We start from the raw sequence: 26,300 nt of genomic DNA, 5'->3' as shown, positions 1-26,300 counted from the left end.
ACAGCGCTTAAGAACTGCCTTCACCAATTGCCCGGACCGGGCTCCCACCATCCCCGGCTCGCTGTTCACACAGACAGATTTGGCTACTCCTTTTCTCTCATCGCGCCGATCTTCAAATTTTAATAATGGTATAGCAAAAATCCTTTCAAATGTCAATATCCATGAAAAAATCCGGAAGTCTCACGTCCAGATTTTTTTGAACTGCTCCAGCAGTTGCAAGGATTTCAGCCGAACCGGCAAATACTCTTCAACAAATCCCCGGATCATTTTTTCCAACTGCTCTTTGGTCTCCGGTTTCACATCGATTTTACCGAGCCGGTGCGGATCGACTTGTTGCAGGATCCGCAAAATCCGGATGCTTGCCTCCGATACCAAAATCCCGTCTCGATCCTGATCCTGACAACTTTCGCATAACCAACCGCCCTGACGGATACTGAAACGGACAGGACGCCGTCCGGAACAACAAGAAACACACCGGTCCGTCTCCGGAGTGTATCCCGCCGTCCTCAACACTCTGAGTTCCAAAATAAAGGTTAAGATGTCAGGGTCCTTTTTTTGTTCCAAATGCTCCAACAAGCTGGTCAACAAATCGTACATAGAAGGATCCGCTTCTTTTTCTTCCGTCGTTTTGTCGATCAACTCCAGCCAGTAGGCGCCATATGACGTCAACAAGAGATCAGAACGCAATAAATGATGAGAAGAAATGAGATCAGCTTGCGACAACGTCGCGATGTTCCCGTTTCCAAAACTGACAAAATGAGCCCGGGTAAACGGCTCGGTCACGGCTCCAAAACGGCTTTTCGTTTTCTTGGAGCCTCTGGCCATAAAAGAAACTTTCCCCTGGTTTTTCGTATAAACGGTTAGAATTTGATGGCTCTCTCCGTAATCGCGAGCTTTCAGGACAATCCCCTCATATTTGTTTAACACCGGTTAACCGCCCTTTCCCGTGTCAGCCGCTTTCCTCCTCATCCCGCTCTTTTTGCGCTTTTTCTTCATTCTCTTTTATGTTTTCGAGGCTTTTGAGCAAGAGATATGCATCGATACTGCCAGTCACTTCAAAGCAACTCCATAAGAAATTGCGCAACCAGTATCACCCTTTCCGTATTTTACAACTTTAGGATGACCTTTTGAGCGGGAGAGTATAAGAAGGAAAATTTGTCATTTTTTCAGATCTCTTCTTCCGTGTAACCCAGTTGACGCAACATGATATCTTCATTGGTCCAGTCTTTTTTCACTTTGACCCACAAATCAAGGAAAATCTTCACACCCAGCAAACGCTCGATTTCAACCCGGGCACGCGTGCCGACTTCTTTCAGCAAGGCTCCTTTTTTTCCGATCAGGATGCCTTTTTGTGAAGGCCGCTCAGCATATATCGTTGCCAACACATCCACGATGTCCTTCCCGGGTCTCCGCTTCATTTCCTCGACAACGACCGCCACCGAATGCGGAATCTCTTCCCGGGTCAGTTCGAGGACTTTTTCCCGGATTAATTCACTGACGATAAACCGTTCGGGATGATCGGTCACCTGGTCGGACGGATAATATTTCGGCCCTTGCGGCAAATACTGAAAAACCTGTTGGATCAGCGTTCCCGTATTATTTCCGTTCAGCGCCGAAATCGGCACCACTTCCGCAAACGAAAAATCTTTGCGGTATTTGTCAATGAGCGGCAACAGATCATCCGGATGCACCTGGTCGATTTTATTGACAACCAAAAAAACAGGTGTTTTGACATCCTTTAAATGGTTCATGATAAATTCATCCCCGGGACCTTTTCCTGCGACCGCATCCACCAGAAACAGGATCAAATCCACTTCTTCCAAGGCATTGTGCGATGCCCTGACCAGCATTTCCCCCAATTTGGATTGCGGCTTGTGAATCCCCGGTGTATCCAGGAAAACAATTTGTCCGTTTTCTTCGGTGTAAACCCCCCGGATCTTGTTGCGGGTGGTTTGCGGTTTGTCGGACATAATGGTGATCTTTTGCCCGATCACATGATTCATCAAAGTCGATTTTCCCACATTCGGTCGCCCGATCAAGGCTACAAATCCTGAACGAAATTCACTTCCCAAGTCAATATCCCCTTTCAAAAATTGCTTGGCCCTTCTTGTAAAGAATGGTTGCCAAGCAATGGTCTTTTTCTTTATCTATTTTCACCGGAAACGGCCGGTTCTTACAAGAACTGCGCGCCAATCAGGGCCACCAAAATCCCCAGGCAGACGCCAAAAAACACCGGTTTCCGCGAAGAACGGAAGCGGAGGCGGGTGCCGATCAACATGGCAAAAAGCACAAGGACCAATAAGGTGATCAAAAAATGACCGATGACACCGATCAGTAATACCGAAACACAACCGGCAATGGATGCAACCATACTGGGCTCCCAACTTCCACGATCCATACGTTGCAACCAGCCCTTTATGAAAAGCGTGAGGAAAAAGTCAAACACAATGATGACTGCAAGACTGATATTGGCCGGAATCGTCTTTTGGTTGATGGCCAGGGTAAACAAAGCATCCAGATGCGGATAAAAAACACTGATTCCGATGATCACGGCAAATCCGGCGGTAAGAAGCACCGCACCGGCTGCGACATCTTTGGCCACTTTGGCAAGCGGATGATACTCACCGGTGACCATATCGACGACGGCTTCAATGGCCGTATTAATCAATTCAGCAAACAGGACGAGGACGATTGCGACAAACAAGACCAGAACTTCCACTTTGTTCATCGGGAGCGTGAGGCTCAGCAAAAGAACCCCCAATGCCACCAAAAAATGAAACCGCATGTTCCGTTGCGTCACAATCGTGTATTTTAATCCTTCCAAAGCGTAGACAAAACTGCGTAACAGTTTGGTCACTTTCATGAAAGACATCCTCCCTTTTACCGGTGCAAACCTGCTTGCTGTAAGATCTCCTCCTGTCTTTGGAACATTTCCTTTTCTTCTTCCGCCGTTTCATGATCATATCCCAACAAATGCAAAAAACCGTGTACGGCCAGAAAGCCCAGTTCCCGTTCGAGGGAATGGCCGTATTCTTCCGCCTGCTCCTTCGCTTTGGGGTAAGAAATCACAATATCCCCGAGCGGCACGGTTTCTTCTTCTTCCGAGATCACCCATTCCTCCCCCGGTTCCCACAGGGGAAACGACAAGACATCGGTGGGACGGTCCACCTGGCGATACTCCTTGTTCAACGCATGAATCTGTTCATTGTCCACCACCGTGACCGCCACATCCGCCGGAGGCAGGTTTTCAGCCCGGGCGGCGGCCCGGAGCGCTTTTAATATCACCGAAAGTGACTCTTGTTCGGCTTCGTTTAAGGGAGTTTCCACTTGCAAATCGATGACTAAACTCATTCTTTCTTGACTCCTTTGGCATTTCCTGTTTCATCCGGATATTCGATGCGCGAATGAAAGATTCCCTGCAAGGTTTCGCAAACCGATTTTTCAATCAAATCAAGCTCCCTCAGGGTCAGGTCACATTCATTGAACTGTCCGTCCTCCAACCGCTCCCGAATGATCTTTTTGACCATGTTTTCGATGCGGGACGGAGTCGGTCTGGACAGCGACCGGACAGCTGCTTCCACACAATCACAGATTCCGACAATCGCGGCCTCTTTAAATTGTGCTTTGGGCCCGGGGTAACGGTAATCTTCTTCACGCACATTCTCCATTTGTTCTTTGGCTTTAAAATAAAAATATTTGATCAAGGTGGTTCCGTGATGTTGGGCGGCGATATCCTGAATCGGTTTGGGGATATTGTGGGACTTTAATAACTCCACCCCGTCTTTGGCATGGGAAATGATAATGCTTTTGCTTAAATTGGGCGATATTTTGTCATGGGGATTTTCCTTGGACAATTGATTTTCGATAAAAAATTGCGGACGTTTGGTTTTGCCCACATCATGATAATAAGCCCCCACCCTCGCCAGCAATCCGTTGGCGCCGATCGCTTCGGCCGCCGCTTCCGACAAGTTTCCGACCATCACCGAATGGTGGTAAGTCCCCGGACTTTGAATCAGCAACTTTCGCAACAACGGATGGTTCGGATTTCCGAGTTCAATGAGACGCATCGGGGACAAAATGCCAAAAAGCGTTTCCAAATAGGGGAGAAAACCCATGGTCAAAACAGCCGAAAAGATCCCGCCCAACATGGCAAAACCGATCGACTGCAACAATTCATTCAAGGTTCCCTCCACCGGCATCATAAACCAGATGGCCATCACCGGAATCACGGAAGCCAGCGAAGAAATAAGCCCCGCCTTCAAAATGGCGCTTCTTTTTCGCACATCGCCCAACGCAAACGCCGCCGTCATCCCGCTCACCAGTGAAACCAGACCGTACCGGTAATCAAACAGCAAATGATTATCCCCGTTAAACAACACACTGCAGAAGATCGACAAAAAGACCGTGCAGATCAAAGACAAGCGTATGTTGAGCAATAAAGTGATCAGCATGGATCCCAATCCGACCGGAACCAGATATCCGATTTTGCTCCATTCGAGATTTTGGCCGTAAGACACCACTTTCATCCCGATCAGCGTGAGCAGCAAGATGCAAAACAGCAACAACAAGTTCCGGTTATTATGGTGATTTTCCTGATCAAAGCGGTAAATGTAATAATATAAAAGACCCATGATGGTAAAGACAAACAAAAGGATTCCCAGATGTGTCTGCAATTGGGTATCTTTTTTCAGCAGGCCCAATTCTTGCAATTTTCGATACTGGTCATCCGTCACCACTTCTCCGTAAGCGACGATGATTTGCCCTTTGTTGATGGGAATCGGCTTGACCGCCTCCTGTACAGCCTGTTTTTGCTGTTCGGTCTGATTCTTGTCATAAAATTCATTGACAACCAGGCTTTTTTTCGCCAGTTCACTCACCAGGGCCTGCTCTTCATTGTTCAGGGTGTTAACGCTGAGATATAAGGTCTGATCCACTTTTTCCTGCATTTTTTTCAGTTCGTCTTCCCGAACCCCTTCTTGTAAGATTTCAGACACAATTTGGCGGGCGGTCAAACGAATCACTTGCAGGCGGTTCAGCGAAACATTCAACAGTTTTTGGTAAAACCCGTCTGAAAACCCCAAGGAAAAAGTGGCTTCAAAATCATTTTTTAATTTCTCCCGCTTTTCATCCGCATCGACCGGCTTCTCCAAAATTTCTTTGGCCATCACAAAAATGGAATCAATCTTTCCGATTTGCTGCATGGTTAAATGATCATCTTTGATGTACACCGGCTCCACGGATGCAGCCGCTTTTTTCCTTGCCTGATTGGTCGCATATTCATCCACTTTGGTAACGGGGGACACCACCGTTGCCGGACTGGGCTCCCCGAGGGTGATATCATATTGGTCGGGCAACACATGATGGATCAGCAATAAATAGAACGCGATCCCGAAGATCGCGTACATCAGAATCTTAACACGCCAGCTTGTTTTCCAATCCTTTAAAAGAAACCAATGGCTCACACCAGAGGTCGGTTCTTTGCTCTCTTTCATCGAAACCGGCTCCTTATCTGTTCTCCTCTTCTTTTGAATCGGCTTCATAAGCATCAATGATTTTCTGTACCAAGGTATTGCGGACAACATCGGCTTGTCCCAAATAAACAAAGCTGATTTCCGGAATCGATTTCAAAATCCGTTCGGCTTCTTTCAAACCGGACTTTTTGCCTCTCGGCAAATCAATCTGCGTCACATCTCCCGTGACCACCATTTTGGAACCAAACCCCAGACGGGTCAAAAACATTTTCATCTGTTCAGGGGTCGTGTTTTGCGCTTCATCCAAAATCACAAACGAATCCTCCAAGGTCCGTCCCCTCATGTAAGCCAACGGGGCAACTTCAATCAACCCCCGTTCCATCATTTTATTCATTTGCTCGGTGCCCAGCATCGTATATAAGCTGTCATAAAGCGGACGCAAATAAGGATCCACTTTCTCCTGCAGATCCCCGGGCAAAAAGCCCAGATTTTCTCCAGCTTCGACAGCCGGGCGGGTTAAAACAATCCGTTTCACCCGATGGGCTTTCAGTGCCGACACGGCCATCACCACCGCCAAGAACGTTTTACCGGTTCCGGCCGGACCCACACCAAAAACAATGTCCGATTTTTGAATGGCCGTCACGTAATGGCGCTGTCCCAACGTTTTGACCCGGATGGCTTTCCCTTTTTGGGTCACACCGATTTCTTCCTGGTACAATTCCAGCAATTCATCGGCCATCCCCTGTTCCGCCAGGCGGTGAGCATACACCACATCCCTTTCGGTCACTTGCATCCCGCGGCGAATGAGGGTGATCAGTACCCGGAACAATTCCTCCAATATTTCAACGTCCCCGGGCCGACCTTGGATCAGCACCTCTCCCCCGCGCGAAATGATTTGGGCATTGGTGTTTCTTTCAATTTGTTTCAAATAAGCATCATGGGGGCCAAAAAGGCTCAGGGCTTCCGCCCCGTTGCGCAAATGAATTTTTACGGTTTTGTTCTCTTCACGTGGATTTTGCAATGGCTCATTCTCCTTGCAGAATCGGTTGGATTTTAGCGATATTTTCAATCACATCAAAGTGTACTTTCAAATAAACTTTACCATTCTCTTGGCGCTTCTGCAAAACTTTTTGCCCCAAAATCCGCCCGTCCGATCCGGTTTTTTTAAGTAAATCCTCCTTGGCGTGAACCAGTCCTTCCTGAACGGCTTCATCAACCGACAACCGTTCTTTCATCCACTCCATTTCCAACTCTTCCCGTTCCACCCAGCCAACAGGAAGTTCCCACCGGCCCAACTTCAGAAAGTGAAAATGATCCATTACCTCGGTTGATTTATACGGCGGTTTTCTGTGAAAAGGATTTTTCATCACATGGGAAAACAGATAAGGATAAACATGTTTTTCGCGTCGTCCCGTATACACTTTTCTTTTTCGTTCGAGCGGAATCTCGACACTGGACTCATACCAAACCTCTCCCCATACTTTTCCCTTTGCACCCACTATTTTTTTCGATTTTGAATCATTTAAGTCCCCGTAAATTCCCGATACCAAAATTTGGCCTTCTTTGACGACATCATTCACCTCGACCATCGGATTGCCCCGTTCCACTTTCAGATCGTAAATCAATGCGTTTTTGGTGGCAACCAAATGCACGGGTCCGGCATCGCCGTTTTGTTCCCCGGACGGATCCTTCTCCCTTTTTTCCACCACGGTCACCACCACCCGTGTCCCTTCAACGCGGACGCCGACCCAGGAAGCCTGCGGCAGTTGGGACAGCAAACGGTATTGGACTTCTTCCCGGTCCGGCAAACGCATCTTCCATTGGCCTGGATACACGCCTTCTTTTTTTAATAAAGCTTGTACGTGTTGCACGGGAATCTTCTCCGTCCCTTCCACTTTCACATTCCACACCAGCGAGGTGAACAAAAGAATCAAGACAAAAAACAAAACAGAGCCCGCAACGAAGAACTTCCTCCTTTTCAAGCGCTTTAATAAAAAAGGAAGTCCTTCTTTTTTCACAATCCTCACCCGGTTGCGTGATTTACGCGCAATCCGGTAGAAAGAGAGAAACTCCGACAGTGGCACTTTTAACCGGATGCGATGCCCGTCCAGCCATTCGATATTTTCCAGTTCCATCCCCTGCTGAACCGCTTGGTTTAGCAAAGAAGTCAAATGCTCCCCTTCGCAAATACATTCGATTTTTCCTTTGAAATTGGATGGTAAGATGTTGGATGACACGCCGGGTCCTCCTCTTATTCCTGAAATTGAAAGCCCTGAATTTTTCCTTCAACCCATACCACTTCAGGCTGAATGGCTTTGATTTTTAATTGCTTTCCTTCGATCTTCAAAATTCCGGTTTTTGTCTTTAGCAACAATTCATCGGCGTTAAATTTCTCAATCTCCTGATAATTTTCCACTTGCATGGTCATTGAGCCGATGATCTCAATCCGCGGAGCATCACTTGCCACATGAACCGGTAAATCCAACCAATCCGAAGCCCATTTGCGCATGGTTTTCAGCCTTCCTCTCCACCCGCCCCTTCTTTTGTACCATCCTTATGCTTCGATGTACTCCGTTATGTTTCGTTCCTTCCAACCAAAAAAGCATGGGAACCGTGAATCACCCATGCTTGTCAACCCGTTTATTCATTCAATTGTTTTTGCGCTTGCGAAATGAGCCGTTTCGTGATCTCACCGCCGACGGAACCATTGGCACGGGCCGCCGTGTCAGAGCCCAACTTCACTCCGAATTCCGAAGCAATTTCTTCTTTGAACTGGTTTAAGACCTGCCGGGCACCGGGAACGAGCAATCGGTTGGAACGGTTGGCCACCTTCTTCACCTCCTTTGTTTTTTTAGTATGAGTGTACGGATTGAATCCATGACAGAGATTTATTTCCTTGGTTGGGATAAAAAAGAAAAGTCCGTTCCCCCGCAAGGAACGGACTTTTTGTTTGATATGCATTAAAAGCGGCGATACCGGACCCAGGAAAATGGTTTCAAGGCCCGGGGCGCTCCCAAAATTTCACTCATCAAAAATCCCCGGCGAAGCTCGGAACGGGTCAGCCAAAGCGATGCCTCCGGATCATTTTTTGTCTCCTCTCTCTGATTCCCTTCCACCTTCTCCTTCACTTCTTCAAAAATCATTCTTTATCTCCACCATTCTCCTTGAGGTCATCTCCGCGCAGGGAACGGCGCATTTTGGTGTCGGCTTCAATATTTTGCAACATGTAATAATCCATAAAGCCCATTTTTCCGGAACGCAACGCTTCGGCCAAAGCCAATGGAACCTGGGACTCCGCCTCGATCACTTTGGCTTTCATCTCTTGAACGCGTGCTTTCATTTCCTGTTCCGCGGCCACCGCCATGGCCCTCCGTTCTTCGGCTTTCGCCTGGGCAATCTTCTTGTCCGCTTCGGCTTGGTCAATTTGCAAAGAAGCGCCGATGTTTTTTCCGATATCGACATCCGCAATGTCAATGGACAAGATTTCAAACGCTGTCCCTGCATCCAAACCTTTGCTTAAAACAGTGTTGGAGATCATGTCGGGATTTTCCAATACTTCTTTGTGGTTTTCCGCCGATCCGTTGGTGGTGACAATCCCTTCCCCCACGCGGGCAATGATGGTTTCTTCACCGGCGCCTCCGACCAAACGGTCGATGTTGGCACGCACCGTCACCCGCGCAATCACCTTGACTTCGATTCCGTCTTTACAAACTGCAGAAACTTCCGGGGTTTCAATCACTTTGGGGTTGACGCTCATCTGCACGGCTTCCAGCACGTCCCGTCCAGCCAAATCAATGGCCGCCGCCCGTTCAAACACCAGGTCGATATTGGCACGTTGTGCCGCAATCAAAGCATCCACCACACGATCCACGTTTCCGCCTGCCAAATAATGCGTTTCCAATTGGGAAATATCCACATTCAATCCGGCTTTACGCGCCTTGATCAACGGATTGACAATGCGGGCAGGAGTAATCCGGCGCAACCGCATACCGATCAGGGTGGTCAAACCGATGTAAACCCCCGAGGCCATGGCCGTGATCCACAGCATGACCGGAACAAAGGAAAAAAACAGGGAAATCGCGATGATAATCAAGATAACCGAAAACAACGAACCAAAATCCATACCCATTTCTCCTTTTTGTTGTTAATGGTCAGAATCCAAATCCTTCACACGCTTCACAACCACACGCATTCCTTCAACATGAATAACCTTTACCTCTTCTCCTCTTGATATAATTTCTCCTTCACTGACAACATCTTCCTTCCGATCGCCAAACTTGGCAAAACCGGACGGGCGCAACGGAGTCAAAGTGATTCCGACTTGCCCGAGCAATTCGTTCCGGTCTTTTGAAGACGTATACCCTTCCTCATTGGATTGAGACGATCGGAGCACCACTCGGTTCCATTTCACTTCCCATCCCAAAAAACGGATCAAGATCCACACGATCACCGCCGTGAGCAGGACCGCTCCGGCCACGATCCAAATGGCCTCGCTCAATATGGGAACGGCATTGAAAATGGAAACCGCCACCAAAATCAAACCAATTGTTCCAACAATCCCCAGTGTCGGCAAAAAAATTTCCAACAAGATCAGAATGATTCCGGCGATAAAAAGCAACGGTTCGGTTGCACCGGCCGTTCCGGCATGAATATAAGTCCCGAAAAAAACGGCAAAACTGGCCAAACCGATGAACGCTCCAAGCCCGACTCCCGGGGAAAACAACTCCACCAGCAAACCCACGAGCCCGATGGTAAGGATAACCATCATCACCGCGGGATTCATCAAAAATTCCGATAGTTCCATCCCGGTTCGCCCTCCCCTCCCGGTACAAAAAACAGCGTGTTTGGATAAACACGCTGCAATCATTACTGAAGTGCTTCTTGAACCATTCGATTGACCAATCTTCCCTCTGCCCGTCCCTTCACTTTGGGCATGATCGCACTCATCACTTTGCCCATGTCCGCTTTGGAACCGGCCCCCACTTCTTCAATGACTTGTTTCACAAGGGCTTTCAATTCCTCTTCGGACATTTGTTCCGGCAAATAAGCAGAGAGGATGTCAATTTCAGCTTGCTCTTTCTCTGCCAAATCATCGCGTCCGGCAGCTTTGTATTCAGCCAATGAATCTTTGCGTTGTTTTACTTCACGCATGATGACACTGATGATTTCATCGTCGTTTAACGGACGCTTTTTATCGATTTCTTCTTTTTTTATCGCTGATTTCAACATGCGAATGGTGGATAATTTTTGTTTATCCTTATTTTTCAGTGCCATTTTCATCTCTTGATCCAACTGATTCGTCAAACTCAAAAAATGCCACCTCACTAACGGCGCTTTCTACGTGCCGCTTCCGACTTCTTTTTGCGTTTTACACTCGGCTTTTCATAGCGCTCGCGTCTTCTGTATTCGGCCAAAATCCCGTCTTTGGCGCAAGAACGCTTGAAACGACGCAAAGCGGCATCGAGTGATTCGTTTTTGCGAACGCGAGTTTCAACCATGCTATTCCCTCCCTCCACGGGTCAGCTAGACCGCTTTGGGCCGGCAGCCTAACAAAGGAAAAAGACCCACACATTTCAAGCAAAAAAACAAGAGAGCGGCCTTCCCCCAGAGGAGGGTCAGCACAACAACACCTGCTCAAAAAATCAGCCAACGATGCCCAAAATAAGGTTCCAAGACAGTCGTCTGAGAACCACCGTTGGAGACACAAATAATCATTTTATATTATATCTTATAAGAATGGTTCCTGTCAAAATCAACCCGGAGGCCAGGTCAGGGTCCGTCCACCCAACAAATGGAAATGAATGTGATAGACGGTTTGTCCGCCTTCTTTTCCGACATTGTTTACAATCCGAAATCCTCTTTCATCCAAATGATACTCTTTTGCAATTTTTTGAATTGCCGCCATCACTTCCCCTGCCAGCATCTGGTCTTCTTCCTTCAAGTCCATGATCGTCGGAATATGTTTTTTCGGAATGACCAAAATGTGCGTCGGAGCAGCCGGGGAAATGTCATGAAAAGCGTAAACATATTCATCTTCGTACACTTTTTTGGAAGGCATTTTCCCTTCCACGATTTGGCAAAAAATGCAATCCGCCATACAAGTTCCCTCCCTACTTTTTCAGGGCAATCTATGTATTCACCCATTTTTCCCGTTTGACATACACTATATCAGCCTGAAAGGAAAAAAGGGGTGAAAACCATGACACAACGCAATCATCCATCGGCATCGCAACTGCGGAAACTGATCCGGAAAATCGTCCGGGAAGAACTGAGCCAATTCTTTGCGGAGTCAAAAAAGGAAAACAATTCCGCTTCGCTGCCGGAACAAATGGAAGACGGGCCGTCCATCAAACCGCCGCGCATGGCGGAAGATCCCCATACGGGCACTTGGGCCATTTTCGGGACACCGGAACTGGCACCGGTCCAAACCCGCTCAGAACATGCACGTGCTTTGCCCGGCTTTCCGGAATTGTACCGCCCAGACTTCACCGGGTTTGACGCTCCCCCGTTCATCCCGAAACATCCCCGGGAAAAGCCGGGCGACCTGTCCGTTGAAACAGCACCGGAAGAAAGAAAAGCATAATGCGCCAGCCCTGTTGCAGGGCTTTTATTTATTTTATCGGTCATTCCCTCCGCATGTCCACATATAAATCAAATCAAGGAGGGAAACAAGCCGATGCCGATTCAATTGTTGGTTCCGTTCGGGTTTGGTCTTTTTATTTTTTTATGGGGACTTTCCAAGATGCGGACAGGCTTGGAAAACCTGGCCCGTGACCGCTTGCAGTCCGTGTTGCTGCGATTCACGAAAACACCGGTGCGCAGTTTTTGGACCGGAACGGTCACCACCGCTTTTTTGCAGTCCAGCAGTGCCGTGACGGTGTTGACCATCGGTTTCGTCAATGCCGGTATGCTCACTTTTTCCCAATCGTTGGGAATCATCCTGGGAAGCAATGTGGGAACCACCATCACCACCCAAATCCTGGCCTTGAAAATCGAAGATTTTGCCATTCCGCTGTTGGTCATCGGCGGCGGCCTCACTTTGCTTTCCAATCCGTTCCTCAAAAACACCGGCTCGGTCTGTCTCGGATTTGGAGCCATCTTTTGGGGAATCGAATGGATGCAAAGCATCACGGAATCCCTGAAGGAACAAGGATGGGTTTCCTGGCTCATCCATCACGGCGGAAACCCCATTGTTTCGGGTCTTGCCGCAGGCATCCTGGTTACGGCGCTGATTCACAGCAGCAGCGCCTGCATCGCCATGGCCATGGGATTTTATGCCGCCCAGGTGATTCCGCTTCCTTTTGCCATTGCCGTTGTGTTCGGAAGCAACATCGGCACCTGCGTCACAGCACTCATGGCGTCCATCCGCACCATCCCTGCCGCCAAACAAGTCGCCCTTTCCCATCTGATCTTAAATGTGGCAGGCGCCATCTTGTTCACCCCGTTCATACCGGTCATCGCCCGGCTGGCTCCGTATTTGTCCGGAGATCCGGCAACGCAAATCGCCCACATTCAGACCTTGTTCAATCTCATTTGTTCCATCGCGGTGCTTCCGTTTTGCGACCAATTCGCCCGCTTTATCACCCGTCTGGTTCCCGAAAAAGCAAGCTTTTAACCGCACTCATTGGTCAGGAAATCAACTGCCTGATCCATGACCTCCTGATTATTCGAATAGCCGTGAAGCGCTTGTCTTGACAACGCTTCTTTCACCGTGAGCCATGTGACATCATCTATCTCTTCCAACTGAGGGGATTCTGTTCCGTCCATCGCTTTCACCAAAAAATAGTGCACAACCTTGTCCGTTTCCCCGTGCTGCGGATGTTCATATGTATACTGCACGGTCACCAGGGGACGCAGAATTTCCCCTTTGATCCCCGTTTCCTCTTCGATTTCCCTCAAGGCTGTTTCCTCAACGGTTTCGCCCGGCTCTTGTTTTCCTTTCGGCAACGTCCAATGTTCAAAACGGTCTTTAATCATCAAAATCTCGTATCTTCCGTGCTTTTCCCGAAACACAACACCGCCTGCAGAAATCTCTTTCAACTTCCTTCCTCCTTTAAAAAAAGGTAAGAAAAAAGGTTGTCAACCCCGACCGGTTAACAACCTTTTTCCATCCCGACCTCAACCAACCCTGGCCGGACGGGGCACTTCATCCACCACACGCACGAAAGTGCCGTAACAATACTCCGGATCAACACGATCAATTTTCACCCGGCAAACTTTTCCAACCCATTCGGGATCAGCCGGGAAAACCACTTGCAGGTAGTTATCCGAATAACCCATATAAAGCCCGCTGTCCGGGTCCTCTTTAAACGGTTGTTCCGGAATCACTTCCACCACTTCGCCCACAAAACGCCGGGCATACTCCACCGTCAACCGTTTGGACAGTTCAATAAGCTTGCGGACCCGTTCGTGTTTCACTTCTTCCGGCACTTGGTCCGGCATGCGGGCGGCGGGGGTTCCGGTTCTTTTGGAGTATGGGAAGACATGCAGCTGATACATTTTCAAGTCTTCAATAAAACGGTATCCGCGCTCAAATTGTTCTTCCGTTTCTCCCGGGAAGCCGACAATCACGTCGGTGGTGATCGCCACATCCGGCATGGCTTCATGCAACTTCATGATTTTTTCCCTGTATTCTTCTGTCGTATATTTGCGGCGCATCCGTTTTAACACGGCGTCATCTCCCGCCTGCAACGGAATATGCAGGTGGCGGCACATTTTTTCGGATGCGTTCAACACCTCGATCACCCGGTCATCGATCTGGCTGGCTTCAATGGAACTGATCCGGATTCTTTTCAACCCTTCAATTTTATCCAAATCCCACAACAAGTCAGCCAGCTTGTAATCTTCAAAGTCATCCCCGTAACCACCTGTGTGAATACCGGTCAGGACAATCTCTTTATAACCGGCATCCACCAACTGGCGCGCTTGTTTCAGGACATTTTCAGGCTGACGGCTGCGGGACAACCCTTTCGCCCAGGGAATAATGCAGAACGTGCAAAAGTTGTTGCATCCTTCCTGGATTTTGAGATATGCCCGGGTTTGGTCCGAAAACGTGGGCACATCCAATTCTTCAAACTTGCGTTGCTTCATGATGTTCCCCACAGCGTTGATCGGTTCACGTTCCCGCATGTATTGTTCCACATAATCGATCAGCTTTTCGCGCCCTTGTGTCCCGACCACGACATCCACCCCGGGAATCGCAGCCACTTCGGCAGGGGAGGTTTGGGCATAGCAACCGGTCACCGCGATGACCGCGTCAGGATTGCGCCGGATCGCCCGGCGGATCATTTGCCGGCTTTTCCGGTCTCCCGTATTGGTGACCGTACAAGTGTTGATCACATAAACATCGGCTTCCTCTTCAAATTCCACCCGTTTGTAATCCGCTTTTTTAAACATTTGCCAGATGGCTTCGGTTTCATAGGCATTCACTTTACAACCCAACGTATGAAAAGCCACCGTTTTCACTGTGTTTCACCTCCCAATTCATGTCTTGCAAACAATATGCAAGAAAGAGCAACCAGCGGTGCTGTCTCGGCTCTGAGAATCCGGTTTCCCAATGTGACCGGCACGGCTCCCCTTGCTTTGGCCTCATCGATTTCGGCTTCAGTAAACCCGCCTTCCGGTCCGGTCACAAGCATGATTTCATCCGCTTGCGAGCCGGCCATCGCTTGACGGATGGGGACTCCCCCTTTTTCATACGCGATGAGAACAAGCGGAAACCTTTCCATCTCAGCGAGAAATTCTTTCCATGACAAAGCAGGCAAGACAGCCGGCACTTTGCCGCGATGCGACTGTTCGGCCGCTTCCTTTGCAATCCGTTGCCAACGCTCCCGCTTCTTTCTTTCCTTTTTATCATCTATATGGATCAATGAACGTTCAGAACAAAAGGGCTGAAAGGAAACAGCACCGATTTCGGTCCCCTTTTGTATGATCCATTCGAGTTTATTGCTTCTCACCAAAGAAGGGGCAACAGTAATCCTAGTTTTCGGCTCTCCTTTCGAAGGCCGTTTTTCCACCACTTCGCAAAGGATTTCGTTGCGGTTGATTTCCGAAATGGAGCACAGATAATCCATTCCATCTTCTTTACAGACAATGATTTGATCATTGGGCTGAAACCGCATCACGTTGCGAATGTGGTGCACTTCTTCCCCTGTTAACCAAACGAATTCACCTTGAAATGCGTCTTCGGATACAAAATATCTTTGCATTTGACACTCCTGCCATTTTACCATTTTTTTGCCACAATGGCTACCCAGCCATCCATATGAATCTTTTCCAGCACTTGAAGCCCACACGAAACCAGAGACTGTTCCACTGCATCGGCTTTTTCTTCAATAATCCCCGAGCCGATAAAAATGCCGCCGGGCACCAAGACACGCGGCAAATCCGGAACCATCGGCAGAATCAATTCGGCCAACAGATTGCCGACGACAACATCCGCCGTTTGGGACACCCCTTTTAACAAATCGCCTTTTTCCACCCGGATCCCGCTTTCGATTGGATTGAGACCAATGTTTTCTTTTGCCTTTTCCACGGCCAGGGGATCATAATCCAACGCCAAAACGTTTTTCGCACCGAGCATGGCGGATACAATGCTTAAAATGCCGCTTCCGCATCCCACATCTATCACCTTGGCATCGCGCGGCAAATATTTTTCCAAACACTGGATACACAGTTTGGTTGTCGGATGCGTCCCGGTTCCAAAGGCCATTCCGGGATCCAGCCGGACGATTTTTTCATCCGGGCTTTCCGGCTGATAATCCTCCCACACCGGCTTGATGGTGATCGTATCCGTCACCCGGACCGGCTTGTAGTATGTTTTCCATTCATTTTCCCAAGACTGTTCACTCATGCTTCGGATCCCCACCAACCCTTGCCCGGGGGACAATCCGTATTGCTTCAGCGATTCCAATTTCTCCTTGATTCTTTTTTTCAGGATTTCCGGATCGACCGATTGCAAATCAGACAAATAAGCTTTGATGACCACGCCCTCTTCCGGATAATCCTCCGGGGTCAATTCGATGATTTCCCCATAACGCTTTTCAAAATCCTGATTCAAGACGTTCGAATCTTCTATGGCAACCCCGTCGGCCCCCATCTCCTGTAAGAATTCACTGATGGCTTCTGCCGACTCGTGGCTTGTACGGACACTCACTTCCAGCCAATCCATCCGCTCATTGCTCCCTTCACCTCAAAGAAAAAACGGGCGAAATTGCCCGTTTCCCTCTTTACTCGCCTCGAAATGCCTGTTTCATCTTATCGAAAAAGTTCGTGCTTTGTTCTTGTTTGATATATTCGCCGCATAAATGGCTGAAATGGCGCAAGGCTTCTTTTTGTTCCTCCGTCAATTTGGTTGGTGTGACCACACGGACTTTCACGCGCAAATCCCCTTCCCCGTATCCGCGTAAACGGGGAACACCTTTTCCGCGAAGGCGAAACTCGGTTCCGGTCTGTGTGCCGGCAGGAACTTTCAGTTTGGCACGGCCGTTTAAGGTGGGGACGATCACTTCATCTCCCAATGCAGCCTGTCCAAAGGTGATCGGCAGTTCACAGACCAAATCGTCACCTTCTCTTTTGAAGAATTCATGCGGTTTGATATAAACGGTAATGTATAAGTCCCCTGCCGGTCCGCCGTTTTGGCCGGGTTCTCCCTCCCCGCTCACGCGCAGTTGGGCACCTTCATGAATCCCGGCAGGAATTTTGACGTTGATTTTCTTTTTCCGTTTCACTTGGCCGGTTCCGGAACATCCGTTGCATTTTTCACGGATGATTTTACCCGATCCGTTACATACCTGACAAATCCGCCGGTTCACAATGCGGCCGAAAGGCGTATTTTGCACCACTTCGGATTGACCGGTTCCTTGACAGGTGGAACAGGTTTCCGGTTGGGTTCCGGGTTTGGCCCCGGAACCATGACATTTTTCACACGTTTCGGTTCGCGGAATCGCCACTTCCACATTTTTCCCAAAAACCGCATCTTTAAACTCCACTGTCAAACGGTATTCCAAATCAGCCCCTTTGCGGGGAGCATGCGGATTGGTGCTGCGGCGGCCGCCGCCGAAAAACATGTCAAAAATGTCTCCAAAACCAAAATCGGCTTCAAAACCGCCAGCCCCCCCGAACCCCTGGTTGGGATCGGCATGTCCAAAGCGGTCATATTGTGCCTTTTTCTGCGGATCGCTCAAGACTTCATAAGCTTCTTTAATCTCTTTAAATTTCTGTTCCGCATCTTTTTCTTTGTTTACATCCGGGTGGTATTTACGCGCCAATTTCCGATAGGCTTTCCGTATCTCGCTTTCCGAGGCATCACGACTCACGCCAAGCACCTCATAATAATCGCGCTTGCTCACCGGGTCACCTCCCCTTCATTGATGAAACGATTTGGTTTTGACCTTTCACAAAAAAAGGGAAAGTCAACTCAAGGCAGAGCCCCGACGCTGACTTTCCAGTCGAGGAGAACTCTTCCTGCTCCTCCTTACTTCTCATCCTCTTTCACTTCTTCGTATTCGGCTTCCACGACATTGTCATCTTTCTTCTGACCGGAGTTGTCACTGCCCCCTTGGCTTTGTTGGGCACTTTGTTGTTGCATTTGTTCGTACAGTTTGATGGAAAGTTGTTGTACGGCTTGTTCCAGTTCTTCAATGCCTTTTTTGATGGCTTCGTCGTCATCTTTTTCCAAGGCTTTTTTCAACTCATCTTTGGCTTTTTCCGCCTTGTCTTTATCTCCGGCGTCCACTTTGTCGCCAAGATCTTTCAAGGTTTTGTCCGTGGTGAAAATCAGCTGGTCGGCTTTGTTACGAAGCTCCACTTTTTCTTTTCGTTTTTTATCCTCTTCCGCATGCAATTCGGCATCTTTCACCATCCGTTCAATCTCTTCGTCGGACAAACCGCTGGAAGATTGAATGGTGATGGCTTGACTTTTTCCGGTTGCTTTATCTTTCGCCGATACATTGACAATCCCGTTTGCATCAATTTTGAAGGTGACTTCGATTTGCGGGATGCCGCGAGGTGCCGGCGGAATGTCGGTCAATTGGAAACGTCCCAATGTTTTGTTGTCCGCTGCCATTTCCCGTTCCCCTTGCAGAACGTGAATATCCACCGTGGTTTGGTTGTCGGCGGCAGTGGAGAAGATTTGAGATTTCTCCGTCGGGATGGTCGTATTCCGTTCAATCAATTTGGTGAAGACGCCACCGAGGGTTTCGATTCCAAGGGAAAGCGGGGTGACATCCAGAAGAACAACGTCTTTCACATCGCCGGACAAGACACCGCCTTGAATGGCCGCACCCATGGCCACCACTTCATCCGGATTGACCCCTTTGCTGGGTTCTTTTCCGATCAATTTTTTAATGGCTTCCTGAACGGCCGGAATCCGTGTCGATCCCCCTACCAAGAGAACCCGGTCAATGTCTTCCGGTTTCAATCCGGCATCATTCAAAGCTTGGCGAGTCGGAACCATCGTTCTTTCAATCAAATCCGCGCTCAGCTCTTCAAATTTCGCTCTGGTCAAGGTGACTTCCAAGTGTTTCGGTCCGGTTTCATCAGCGGTCAAAAACGGCAGGGAAATCGTCGTGGTCAACACACCGGACAAGTCTTTTTTCGCTTTTTCCGCTTCATTTTTCAGACGTTGCATCACTTGGGTGTGATTGGGATCTTTCCGCAAATCAATTCCGTTTTCTTTTTGGAACTCTTCGATCAGATAATCCATGATCACTTGGTCGAAGTCGTCCCCACCCAATTGGTTGTCTCCGCTGGTGGCCAAAACTTCAAAAACCCCATCGCCTAATTCCAAGATGGAAACGTCAAAGGTTCCTCCACCGAGGTCAAACACCAAAACTTTTTGATCATCGGTGTTGTCCAAACCATAAGCAAGCGCGGCGGCCGTCGGCTCGTTAATGATCCGAAGCACTTCAAGCCCGGCAATTTTTCCCGCATCTTTGGTGGCTTGACGTTGACTGTCATTAAAATAAGCCGGCACGGTAATGACCGCTTGCGTGACTTCTTCCCCCAGGTAGCTTTCAGCGTCTTGTTTCAGCTTTTGCAGGATCATCGCCGAGATTTCTTGCGGAGTATATTTTTTTCCGTCAATGTCCACTTTATAGTCCGTTCCCATGTGACGTTTGATCGAAACAATGGTTTTGTCCGGGTTGGTGATTGCTTGCCGTTTTGCAGCTTCCCCGATCAAACGTTCCCCGGTTTTCGAAAAGCCGACAACCGAAGGAGTGGTGCGCCCTCCCTCCGCATTGGCAATGACCACCGCTTCTTTACCATCCATAAACGCGACACATGAGTTGGTTGTACCCAAATCAATTCCAATCACTTTACCCATAAACTGCTACCTCCCACTTCAGTGACAAATATGAAGATAGATGTTATCTATTTACTGACTTTCACGATTGAAGGACGAATGACGCGATCCAAATACCGGTACCCCGGTTGCAATTCCTCAACCACCATTCCGGATTCCACATCATCCGCTTCAACCTGCATCACCGCATTGTGTTCATGAGGATTGAATGGTTTCCCTTCAGTTTCAATCAAAGTGAGTCCCGCTTGGGACAACACATTTAAAAATTGCCGGTACACCATTTCTATGCCTTCTTGAAGCGCCTGGACATCCTGATTGGCGTCAGCGGCATCAAGCGCCCTCTCGAAATTGTCAAGGACCGGCAACAGATTTTCCAAAAAAGGAACCACACTGTATTTCAACGCTTCCTCTTTTTCCTTGCGGGCACGCCGGCGGTAGTTCTCGTAATCGGCCAACGCCCGCAAATACAATTCTTTGTTTTCTTCTGCTTGTTTTTTCCAATGATCTGCAGATTGTCTCGCTTCTTCCAACTCTGCCTCCAACTTTTCAAGCACTTTCCCGCCGTCTTTTTCTTCTTCGGAAACTGCCTCTTCCTTCGGTGGTTCCTTTTGGATATGTAATTCTTTTTCTTCCCGATTTTGCTCCTGCTCTAAACGGGCTTCTTCCGGTTGATGCTGGAGCTCATCTTTTTCTTGATTCATCTTAAAAATCCTCCTAAGTTTTTGAAACGGGGTTTTCCTTCATTTTCACAATGGCATGAATTCGCAAGATGGCGATCGCAACCTCACCGGCTGTTTTCAGTGCATGTGCTTTCACCAACAACGGATCGACCACACCCATTTCAATCATATCGACAATTGTGCCACGATCGCAATCCACCCCCAAGGAGTCGGATTGACGTTTGGCTTGAAAAACCTTGACGGACTCGATCTTTTCCAACGGATTAAAGCCTGCATTGGCCACAACTTGTTTCATCGGCTTTTGGAGAGCTTCCGCCACGGCAGACACGCCAAACCGTTCCGTTCCCTGGATGGTTTCCCGGTAATGTTCCACATGGCGGGCAATAAACAACTCAACGGCGCCTCCTCCCGGCACAAAACCGCCCCGGATGGCAGCCTGCACCGCCGATGCCGCATCTTTGGCAATGCGTTCCTGCTCTTTAATCACATCTTCCGTGGTCGCTCCGACAACAATGGTGGCATACGGCTTTCCTTGACCGCCGGTCACGCTCACACATTGAAGCTCGTTGTCGCCGGCAACCTCTTTGCACACACCCAAAAACGGCTTCATGCCGTCCGGCAAGCTGCGGCGCAAAGCACTCCGCTTCACAATCCTCGCGCGGGTGTGTTCCGCGACTTTTCTCAGATCATCCTCTGCCACGTTTTCCACCACGACAATCCCTGCATCCGCAAAAACACTCTCTGCATACGGATCAACAGAACCTCCTGCCACAATCAGCCCCACATTTAAATGGATGATGTGTTCCAACATCACATAAAACTCTTCTTTTAATCTTTCTTGTTTGTTGTTCTCATCATCCGACGCGAAATCTTTCGGATCTTGATCCGGCTCCAGAGAATCCGCCAAAACGAGCACAAGCGTCTCTCCTTTTTTCCGCTGCACCTCACTGTCCATATGAGGCTGCTTGAGAAGGACCCCCGGAACCACCCGTGTCTCGCTGCGGGGATGGGCCATTACACAGGATGAAAACTTAAATCCTTTATCCAACAACTTTTCCCGTCCCAATATATACGCGGCTTCCGTCACCGCCATTGTGATGTCTTCATCCTCGCGGCAGGCGGTGAAGGCAATCCGCTGCAGCCATTCATCATCTAATTCGTAAATGGGACGTGCTTTTTCCTGCATTTTGTGCAATGCAAACCGGATTCCCTTTTGTATCCCGTCAATGACTTTGGTTACAGGAACCCCGTGCGCCACTTGTTTAACCCCTTCATCCACCAGCGCGGAGGCCAGCAACGTGTCGGTGGTCGTTCCATCCCCCATTTCCTCCTGCTGTGCTTTGGCAACGTTGACAATCATTTTCGCAGCCGGATGCTCCGTCTTCATCAGTTCGAGGATGGTAACGCCGTCATTGGTGACCACCACTTCGTTTTTGGAGTTGACCAGCATCGTATCCAGCCCCTTGGGCCCCAGGGTGGAAGATACGGCTGAAGCCACCTCTTTTACGGCTTTGGCATTACTCTCCAACGCCGAAACCCGCGCATCCGGATTACGGACAAAAGACTCGTTTTCGGGCAACGGGTATTCCCCCCTTTCTATACACAGGGACGGGGGATTCAGATCCCCCTCCCTCTCAAAACCATGATAATCCATTAATCTCCATTTTCAAAAAAACGAATCCAAACGCCTTGAGAAATCTTTTGCCAACAACTGAATGATTCCGATCACCCGCCCGTAATCCATCCGGGTCGGGCCCAACACGCCGATTGTGCCAACAGGTTCCCCATTAATCATATACGATGCGGAAATGATACTACAATCCCTCACTGCTTCCAAATGGTTTTCATACCCAATGCGGACCTGCACCCCTTCGGAAGAAGTTTGGAGAAGGGATATGATCTCATCGTCATTTTCAAGGAAGTCGAGCAGGGATTTCATTTTATCCACATCGCGGAATTCAGGTTGTTCCAAAATCTTCGTCGTCCCGCTGGTATACAAGCGTTCGTCCGGCCGGGCCAGCAGAATTTGGTCCAGCAAGTCTGTCAGTTTTTCAAAATGGTCCACATGTCTCTGCAATTCGTCAGCCAGCTCTTTGACGACAATCCGCTTTAATTTGGAAATGGGAGAACCGGTCAAACGGAAACGGAGGAAATTCGTCAACCGCTCAATCTCCGACAATGATACCCCTTCAGGAACGGTGATGTGCTGTTGATAGACATGGCCCGTATCCGTAACCAATATGGAAACTGCGGTCCGGTCATTCAGCGGAACGATTTGCAGGTGTTTCAATCTGCTTTCCGAAATTTTCGGCCCCAAGATAAAGGTCATATAATTGGTCAGTTGTGACAAAATCGAGTTGGTATGTTTGATTGCTTGCTCGACATGATCCATCCGTGTGACGTAATAATCATGCAAAGCCATTAAATCCTTCTTTGACCACATATACGGCTTCAACAAATGATCGACATAAAAACGATACCCTTTTTGTGAAGGTACTCTTCCGGCAGATGTGTGCGGTTGTTCCAAAAATCCCATCTCTTCCAGATCAGCCATGACGTTGCGAACCGTTGCGGCACTAAAATGAATTCCTTCCTTTTTGGAAACCGTGCGTGAACCAACCGGTTCAGCCGATAAGATGTAATCATCAATGACTGCCCAAAGGATCATCTTCTGCCGCTCGCTTAACATCTGCCTTCCCTCCTTGTTAGCACTCCTGAAGGACGAGTGCTAAAAATACTATTTTTAAATTACCAAACGGCTGAAATGATGTCAACGGATGCCTCTATAATTCCACGCCGTTGAGAAATGAGGCGAACACCTCATTTCCAAACAAAAGCCCTTTTTCCGTCAAGGAGATCCAGTCTCCCTCCATTTTGATGAATTTTTGACTTTGCAAATTCCTCAAAACCGTATCAAACACTTCTTCCGGCCGGCAACCGTACCGGCGGTCAAAACGGGATCGTTTCACCCCTTTTAACAGGCGAAGCCCCAGGATCATGAAGTTTTCCATATCTTCTTCCGGACTGACCTGATACGATTCTTTCACCGGCAAATGCCCCTGCCGGATTTGATCGATATAGGCCCGAACCCCCGTCACGTTCGCGTAGCGGGTGGAACCGACATAGCCGTGCGCCCCGGTTCCCAAACCATAGTATTCCTCATTCAGCCAATACGTGGTATTGTGCCTGCTCTCCCTTCCGGGTTTGGCAAAATTGCTCACTTCATATTGGATATACCCCTTTTCCCGCATAAACGAACGGATGCATTGGTACATCTCAAACTCTTCGTCCTCCGTCGGAAGCGGCAATTCCTTCCGTTGGTGCAAGTGATAAAACACCGTACCCTCTTCAATTTTCAGACTGTAACAGGAAAAATGACCCAGATCGAGTGACATGGCTTCATTTAATGTATGTTTCAGATCGTCGACGGTTTGCGTCGGGAGGCCGAACATCAGATCCAGTGAGATGTTGTCAAAACCGGCCATGCGGGCGGCGTCGACACTTTCCCGGATTTCCCCGGCGCTGTGAATGCGCCCGATTCGCTTTAACAGATCCGGCCGGAAGGTTTGCGCCCCAAAACTGATCCGGTTCACGCCGCCTTCGCGCATGACGGAAAGCAGTTCGGGACTGGTGGTGCCGGGATTGGCTTCAACGGTGAATTCAAGCTGGTCGGACCAATCCGGAAAATGAAGACGCAAATCCCGAAGGAGTTTTTCCATTTGCTTTGGAGTCAACACGGTCGGGGTGCCGCCTCCGATAAAAATGGTTTCAATTTCTTGCGGCTTGGCTGCTTCCGTCACCATCTCCATTTCCCGCTTCAGCGCATCCAAATAATCATCCACCGGCTGTCCGCCCACGACATAAGCCGTAAAGTCACAGTAATAACATTTATTTGTACAAAAAGGAATATGAACATAAACCGATTTGGGCGGCAAAACCCCCACCTCCTTGATAAAAGCCGCAAGCGTTGCACCCGCCTGCGGCTTTTCCTCTTTATTTCTGTTCGTCAATCTTCAGCACGGCCATGAATGCTTCCTGGGGAACGTCCACGCTTCCCACAGACTTCATTCTTTTCTTTCCTTCTTTTTGCTTTTCAAGCAGCTTTCTTTTGCGGCTGACGTCGCCGCCGTAGCATTTGGCCAAAACATTTTTCCGTACGGCACGGATGGTTTCCCTTGCGATCACCTTGTTGCCGATGGCCGCCTGTACGGGCACTTCAAACATTTGCCGCGGAATCAGGCTTTTCAGCTTTTCCACCAACGCCCGGCCGCGCTGATAGGCACGATCCCGGTGGACGATAAACGACAAGGCATCCACAATCTCTCCATTGAGGAGAATGTCCAGTTTCACCAGATTCGCTTCCTTGTAACCGATCAATTCATAATCAAAGGAGGCATACCCTTTGGTGTTGGATTTCAATTGGTCGAAAAAGTCGTATACAATCTCGGCCAAAGGCAACTCATAAACCAGGTTGACCCGGTTTTGATCCAGGTAATCCATATTGACGTATTGTCCTCTTTTATTTTGACATATTTCCATCACCGCACCGACATAGTCATTGGGAACCATGATGCTGGCTTTCACATACGGCTCTTCCACCCGGTCAATCTCCTGCACCGGCGGCATCAAGGTCGGATTTTCGATTTCCAACATCGTGCCATCGGTTTTGTGAATCCGGTATACCACACTGGGAGCGGTGGTGATCAATTCAATTCCAAATTCCCGTTCAATCCGTTCCTGGACAATTTCCATGTGCAAAAGCCCCAGAAAACCGCAACGGAAACCGAATCCGAGCGCTTGTGAGGTCTCAGGCTCAAAAGACAAGGAAGCATCATTCAATTCCAGCTTTTCAAGGGCTTCCCGCAAATTGTCGTAGTCGGACGAATCCACCGGATACAACCCGCAAAAGACCATCGGATTGATGCGCCGGTAACCGGCCAACGGCTCTGCAGCCGGACGGTCCCGGTCGGTGATCGTGTCCCCCACCCGGGTGTCGCGCACGTTTTTGATGTTGGCACAGACAAATCCCACTTCACCGGCCTTCAACTCATTGGTGATCACGGGGCGCGGTGTGAAAACGCCGACTTCGGTCACTTCAAAGGTTTTTCCCGATGCCATCATCCGGATGCCCATGCCCTTTTTGATCGTCCCCTCAAAAACACGGGTATAAATAATGACGCCTTTATAGGAATCATAAACCGAATCAAAAATGAGCGCCCTAAGCGGACTGGATTCATCCGCTTCCGGCGGGGGAACCTTTTCCACAATCTGCTCCAGAATCTCTTCAATCCCGATGCCGGCTTTCGCCGATGCCAAGACTGCATCACTGGCATCCAAACCAATCACGTCTTCAATTTCCTGCTTCACGCGCTCCGGGTCCGCGCTGGGTAGATCGATTTTATTGATAACGGGAATGATTTCAAGATCGTTTTCCAAAGCCAAATAAACGTTGGCCAGCGTCTGCGCTTCCACTCCCTGGGAAGCATCCACCACCAACAACGCTCCTTCACATGCTTGCAAAGAACGGGAAACTTCATAGGAAAAGTCAACATGTCCCGGCGTATCAATCAAGTTTAACACATACTCTTTCCCATCCTTGGCTTTGTAGGAGATACGCACGGTCTGCAACTTGATGGTAATTCCCCGTTCTCTTTCCAAATCCATCTGATCCAGGAATTGATCTTGCATTTCCCTTTCGGACAAAGCACCCGTTTTCTCCAAAATCCGATCTGCCAACGTCGATTTTCCATGGTCAATATGGGCGATGATAGAAAAATTACGTATTTGTTTCTGATGATTCTTGTTTTCCATTCCCGTTCTTTTCCCTCCTGCAAAATGCAAGAC

At 48.8% G+C, this 26,300-nt stretch carries 29 protein-coding genes; 2 read left to right on the top strand and 27 right to left on the bottom strand.

Features of this window, described 5'->3' with window-relative positions; translation table 11 throughout:
• Positions 1 to 180: 180 nt before the first annotated feature.
• The 16 genes from recO to NYE37_RS05385 all read right to left on the bottom strand — a co-directional run bounded on the left by recO (position 181) and on the right by NYE37_RS05385 (position 11,568).
• Complete coding sequence (gene recO, locus NYE37_RS05460; protein WP_049720345.1) at positions 181 to 927, bottom strand: DNA repair protein RecO; 747 nt, start codon at positions 925 to 927, stop codon at positions 181 to 183.
• Between the two features lie 22 nt (positions 928 to 949).
• Positions 950 to 1,084 carry a YqzL family protein gene (locus NYE37_RS05455; protein ID WP_082240616.1) on the bottom strand — a complete coding sequence of 45 codons (135 nt, stop codon included), beginning with the start codon at positions 1,082 to 1,084 and terminating at the stop codon, positions 950 to 952.
• 82 nt (positions 1,085 to 1,166) lie between these two features.
• Positions 1,167 to 2,072 (bottom strand): GTPase Era, encoded by a 906-nt coding sequence (gene era / locus NYE37_RS05450; protein ID WP_340711863.1) that lies wholly within the window; start codon positions 2,070 to 2,072, stop codon positions 1,167 to 1,169.
• A gap of 101 nt (positions 2,073 to 2,173) precedes the next feature.
• A complete protein-coding gene (locus NYE37_RS05445; RefSeq protein WP_340711862.1) occupies positions 2,174 to 2,863 on the bottom strand; it encodes a diacylglycerol kinase in 690 nt (229 codons plus the stop codon).
• Between the two features lie 17 nt (positions 2,864 to 2,880).
• Positions 2,881 to 3,351: an rRNA maturation RNase YbeY gene (ybeY, locus tag NYE37_RS05440; RefSeq protein ID WP_037994518.1), complete on the bottom strand. Its 471-nt coding sequence runs from the start codon at positions 3,349 to 3,351 to the stop codon at positions 2,881 to 2,883.
• Positions 3,348 to 5,492 (bottom strand): HD family phosphohydrolase, encoded by a 2,145-nt coding sequence (locus NYE37_RS05435; RefSeq protein ID WP_049720347.1) that lies wholly within the window; start codon positions 5,490 to 5,492, stop codon positions 3,348 to 3,350. The genes ybeY and NYE37_RS05435 overlap by 4 nt, the downstream gene beginning before the upstream one ends.
• A gap of 13 nt (positions 5,493 to 5,505) precedes the next feature.
• Positions 5,506 to 6,492, bottom strand: a complete 987-nt coding sequence (locus NYE37_RS05430) for a PhoH family protein (RefSeq protein WP_049720348.1) — start codon at positions 6,490 to 6,492, stop codon at positions 5,506 to 5,508.
• Positions 6,493 to 6,496: 4 nt separating this feature from the next.
• Positions 6,497 to 7,708 carry a sporulation protein YqfD gene (yqfD, locus tag NYE37_RS05425; protein WP_037994520.1) on the bottom strand — a complete coding sequence of 404 codons (1,212 nt, stop codon included), beginning with the start codon at positions 7,706 to 7,708 and terminating at the stop codon, positions 6,497 to 6,499.
• Positions 7,709 to 7,722: 14 nt separating this feature from the next.
• Positions 7,723 to 7,980 carry a YabP/YqfC family sporulation protein gene (locus NYE37_RS05420; protein ID WP_037994522.1) on the bottom strand — a complete coding sequence of 86 codons (258 nt, stop codon included), beginning with the start codon at positions 7,978 to 7,980 and terminating at the stop codon, positions 7,723 to 7,725.
• 131 nt (positions 7,981 to 8,111) lie between these two features.
• On the bottom strand, positions 8,112 to 8,300 hold the full coding sequence (locus NYE37_RS05415; RefSeq protein WP_037994523.1) for an alpha/beta-type small acid-soluble spore protein: 189 nt from the start codon (positions 8,298 to 8,300) through the stop codon (positions 8,112 to 8,114).
• A gap of 131 nt (positions 8,301 to 8,431) precedes the next feature.
• Entirely contained in the window at positions 8,432 to 8,614 is a 183-nt protein-coding gene (locus NYE37_RS05410) for a hypothetical protein (protein ID WP_037994524.1), read from the bottom strand.
• Entirely contained in the window at positions 8,611 to 9,600 is a 990-nt protein-coding gene (gene floA / locus NYE37_RS05405) for a flotillin-like protein FloA (RefSeq protein ID WP_369792444.1), read from the bottom strand. Before floA ends, NYE37_RS05410 begins: the two co-directional genes overlap by 4 nt.
• A 15-nt stretch (positions 9,601 to 9,615) precedes the next feature.
• The gene (locus NYE37_RS05400; protein ID WP_049720350.1) at positions 9,616 to 10,275 is read right to left on the bottom strand and encodes an NfeD family protein; all 660 of its coding nucleotides are present in this window, start codon (positions 10,273 to 10,275) and stop codon (positions 9,616 to 9,618) included.
• A 62-nt stretch (positions 10,276 to 10,337) separates the two neighbouring features.
• Positions 10,338 to 10,781, bottom strand: coding sequence for a GatB/YqeY domain-containing protein (locus NYE37_RS05395; protein ID WP_037994527.1), 444 nt, complete (start codon positions 10,779 to 10,781; stop codon positions 10,338 to 10,340).
• 14 nt (positions 10,782 to 10,795) lie between these two features.
• Positions 10,796 to 10,969, bottom strand: coding sequence for a 30S ribosomal protein S21 (gene rpsU / locus NYE37_RS05390; RefSeq protein ID WP_037994530.1), 174 nt, complete (start codon positions 10,967 to 10,969; stop codon positions 10,796 to 10,798).
• 254 nt (positions 10,970 to 11,223) lie between these two features.
• On the bottom strand, positions 11,224 to 11,568 hold the full coding sequence (locus NYE37_RS05385; RefSeq protein ID WP_340711861.1) for a histidine triad nucleotide-binding protein: 345 nt from the start codon (positions 11,566 to 11,568) through the stop codon (positions 11,224 to 11,226).
• A gap of 102 nt (positions 11,569 to 11,670) precedes the next feature.
• Here NYE37_RS05385 and NYE37_RS05380 point away from each other — a divergent pair, with 102 nt between their 5' ends.
• Positions 11,671 to 12,054, top strand: coding sequence for a hypothetical protein (locus NYE37_RS05380; protein ID WP_037994535.1), 384 nt, complete (start codon positions 11,671 to 11,673; stop codon positions 12,052 to 12,054).
• A gap of 93 nt (positions 12,055 to 12,147) precedes the next feature.
• Positions 12,148 to 13,086, top strand: coding sequence for a Na/Pi cotransporter family protein (locus NYE37_RS05375; protein WP_037994536.1), 939 nt, complete (start codon positions 12,148 to 12,150; stop codon positions 13,084 to 13,086).
• Here the strand turns inward: NYE37_RS05375 and NYE37_RS05370 are convergent.
• From NYE37_RS05370 to lepA, 11 genes are all read right to left on the bottom strand, one after another.
• The gene (locus NYE37_RS05370) at positions 13,083 to 13,511 is read right to left on the bottom strand and encodes an NUDIX hydrolase (protein WP_340711859.1); all 429 of its coding nucleotides are present in this window, start codon (positions 13,509 to 13,511) and stop codon (positions 13,083 to 13,085) included. The two genes, NYE37_RS05375 and NYE37_RS05370, sit on opposite strands and share 4 nt — an antisense overlap.
• A gap of 78 nt (positions 13,512 to 13,589) precedes the next feature.
• A complete protein-coding gene (gene mtaB / locus NYE37_RS05365) occupies positions 13,590 to 14,936 on the bottom strand; it encodes a tRNA (N(6)-L-threonylcarbamoyladenosine(37)-C(2))-methylthiotransferase MtaB (RefSeq protein ID WP_037994545.1) in 1,347 nt (448 codons plus the stop codon).
• A complete protein-coding gene (locus NYE37_RS05360; protein ID WP_037994549.1) occupies positions 14,933 to 15,679 on the bottom strand; it encodes a 16S rRNA (uracil(1498)-N(3))-methyltransferase in 747 nt (248 codons plus the stop codon). Before NYE37_RS05360 ends, mtaB begins: the two co-directional genes overlap by 4 nt.
• Positions 15,680 to 15,696: 17 nt before the next feature.
• Positions 15,697 to 16,641, bottom strand: a complete 945-nt coding sequence (gene prmA / locus NYE37_RS05355; RefSeq protein ID WP_236533724.1) for a 50S ribosomal protein L11 methyltransferase — start codon at positions 16,639 to 16,641, stop codon at positions 15,697 to 15,699.
• A gap of 58 nt (positions 16,642 to 16,699) precedes the next feature.
• Complete coding sequence (gene dnaJ / locus NYE37_RS05350; protein WP_340711858.1) at positions 16,700 to 17,821, bottom strand: molecular chaperone DnaJ; 1,122 nt, start codon at positions 17,819 to 17,821, stop codon at positions 16,700 to 16,702.
• 125 nt (positions 17,822 to 17,946) lie between these two features.
• Complete coding sequence (dnaK, locus tag NYE37_RS05345) at positions 17,947 to 19,797, bottom strand: molecular chaperone DnaK (RefSeq protein WP_049720354.1); 1,851 nt, start codon at positions 19,795 to 19,797, stop codon at positions 17,947 to 17,949.
• 47 nt (positions 19,798 to 19,844) lie between these two features.
• The gene (gene grpE, locus NYE37_RS05340; protein WP_062843144.1) at positions 19,845 to 20,477 is read right to left on the bottom strand and encodes a nucleotide exchange factor GrpE; all 633 of its coding nucleotides are present in this window, start codon (positions 20,475 to 20,477) and stop codon (positions 19,845 to 19,847) included.
• A 13-nt stretch (positions 20,478 to 20,490) separates the two neighbouring features.
• Positions 20,491 to 22,035 (bottom strand): TCP-1/cpn60 chaperonin family protein, encoded by a 1,545-nt coding sequence (locus NYE37_RS05335; RefSeq protein WP_340711857.1) that lies wholly within the window; start codon positions 22,033 to 22,035, stop codon positions 20,491 to 20,493.
• An 87-nt stretch (positions 22,036 to 22,122) separates the two neighbouring features.
• Complete coding sequence (hrcA, locus tag NYE37_RS05330) at positions 22,123 to 23,145, bottom strand: heat-inducible transcriptional repressor HrcA (RefSeq protein WP_037994556.1); 1,023 nt, start codon at positions 23,143 to 23,145, stop codon at positions 22,123 to 22,125.
• Between the two features lie 94 nt (positions 23,146 to 23,239).
• The gene (gene hemW, locus NYE37_RS05325; RefSeq protein ID WP_340711856.1) at positions 23,240 to 24,391 is read right to left on the bottom strand and encodes a radical SAM family heme chaperone HemW; all 1,152 of its coding nucleotides are present in this window, start codon (positions 24,389 to 24,391) and stop codon (positions 23,240 to 23,242) included.
• 58 nt (positions 24,392 to 24,449) lie between these two features.
• The gene (gene lepA, locus NYE37_RS05320; RefSeq protein ID WP_340711855.1) at positions 24,450 to 26,267 is read right to left on the bottom strand and encodes a translation elongation factor 4; all 1,818 of its coding nucleotides are present in this window, start codon (positions 26,265 to 26,267) and stop codon (positions 24,450 to 24,452) included.
• Positions 26,268 to 26,300 lie beyond the last annotated feature (33 nt).

Origin of the sequence: Thermoactinomyces sp. FSL K6-2592 (genome assembly GCF_038006465.1) — a bacterium.
Classification (GTDB): Bacteria; Bacillota; Bacilli; order Thermoactinomycetales; family Thermoactinomycetaceae; genus Thermoactinomyces; species Thermoactinomyces vulgaris.
Note: the sequence above shows the minus strand (reverse complement) of the source record. Positions and strands in the feature narration are given on the sequence as shown.

Excerpts from the sequence above, each read along its gene's own strand:
- NYE37_RS05445 (WP_340711862.1), bottom strand. The coding sequence starts at position 2,863 with ATGAAAGTGACCAAACTGTTACGCAGTTTTGTCTACGCTTTGGAAGGA.
- ybeY (WP_037994518.1), bottom strand. The coding sequence starts at position 3,351 with ATGAGTTTAGTCATCGATTTGCAAGTGGAAACTCCCTTAAACGAAGCC.
- NYE37_RS05435 (WP_049720347.1), bottom strand. The coding sequence starts at position 5,492 with ATGAAAGAGAGCAAAGAACCGACCTCTGGTGTGAGCCATTGGTTTCTT.
- NYE37_RS05420 (WP_037994522.1), bottom strand. The coding sequence starts at position 7,980 with ATGCGCAAATGGGCTTCGGATTGGTTGGATTTACCGGTTCATGTGGCA.
- NYE37_RS05410 (WP_037994524.1), bottom strand. The coding sequence starts at position 8,614 with ATGATTTTTGAAGAAGTGAAGGAGAAGGTGGAAGGGAATCAGAGAGAG.
- floA (WP_369792444.1), bottom strand. The coding sequence starts at position 9,600 with ATGGGTATGGATTTTGGTTCGTTGTTTTCGGTTATCTTGATTATCATC.
- NYE37_RS05400 (WP_049720350.1), bottom strand. The coding sequence starts at position 10,275 with ATGGAACTATCGGAATTTTTGATGAATCCCGCGGTGATGATGGTTATC.
- rpsU (WP_037994530.1), bottom strand. The coding sequence starts at position 10,969 with ATGGTTGAAACTCGCGTTCGCAAAAACGAATCACTCGATGCCGCTTTG.
- NYE37_RS05385 (WP_340711861.1), bottom strand. The coding sequence starts at position 11,568 with ATGGCGGATTGCATTTTTTGCCAAATCGTGGAAGGGAAAATGCCTTCC.
- NYE37_RS05380 (WP_037994535.1), top strand. The coding sequence starts at position 11,671 with ATGACACAACGCAATCATCCATCGGCATCGCAACTGCGGAAACTGATC.
- NYE37_RS05375 (WP_037994536.1), top strand. The coding sequence starts at position 12,148 with ATGCCGATTCAATTGTTGGTTCCGTTCGGGTTTGGTCTTTTTATTTTT.
- NYE37_RS05360 (WP_037994549.1), bottom strand. The coding sequence starts at position 15,679 with ATGCAAAGATATTTTGTATCCGAAGACGCATTTCAAGGTGAATTCGTT.
- prmA (WP_236533724.1), bottom strand. The coding sequence starts at position 16,641 with ATGGATTGGCTGGAAGTGAGTGTCCGTACAAGCCACGAGTCGGCAGAA.
- dnaK (WP_049720354.1), bottom strand. The coding sequence starts at position 19,797 with ATGGGTAAAGTGATTGGAATTGATTTGGGTACAACCAACTCATGTGTC.
- grpE (WP_062843144.1), bottom strand. The coding sequence starts at position 20,477 with ATGAATCAAGAAAAAGATGAGCTCCAGCATCAACCGGAAGAAGCCCGT.
- hrcA (WP_037994556.1), bottom strand. The coding sequence starts at position 23,145 with ATGTTAAGCGAGCGGCAGAAGATGATCCTTTGGGCAGTCATTGATGAT.
- lepA (WP_340711855.1), bottom strand. The coding sequence starts at position 26,267 with ATGGAAAACAAGAATCATCAGAAACAAATACGTAATTTTTCTATCATC.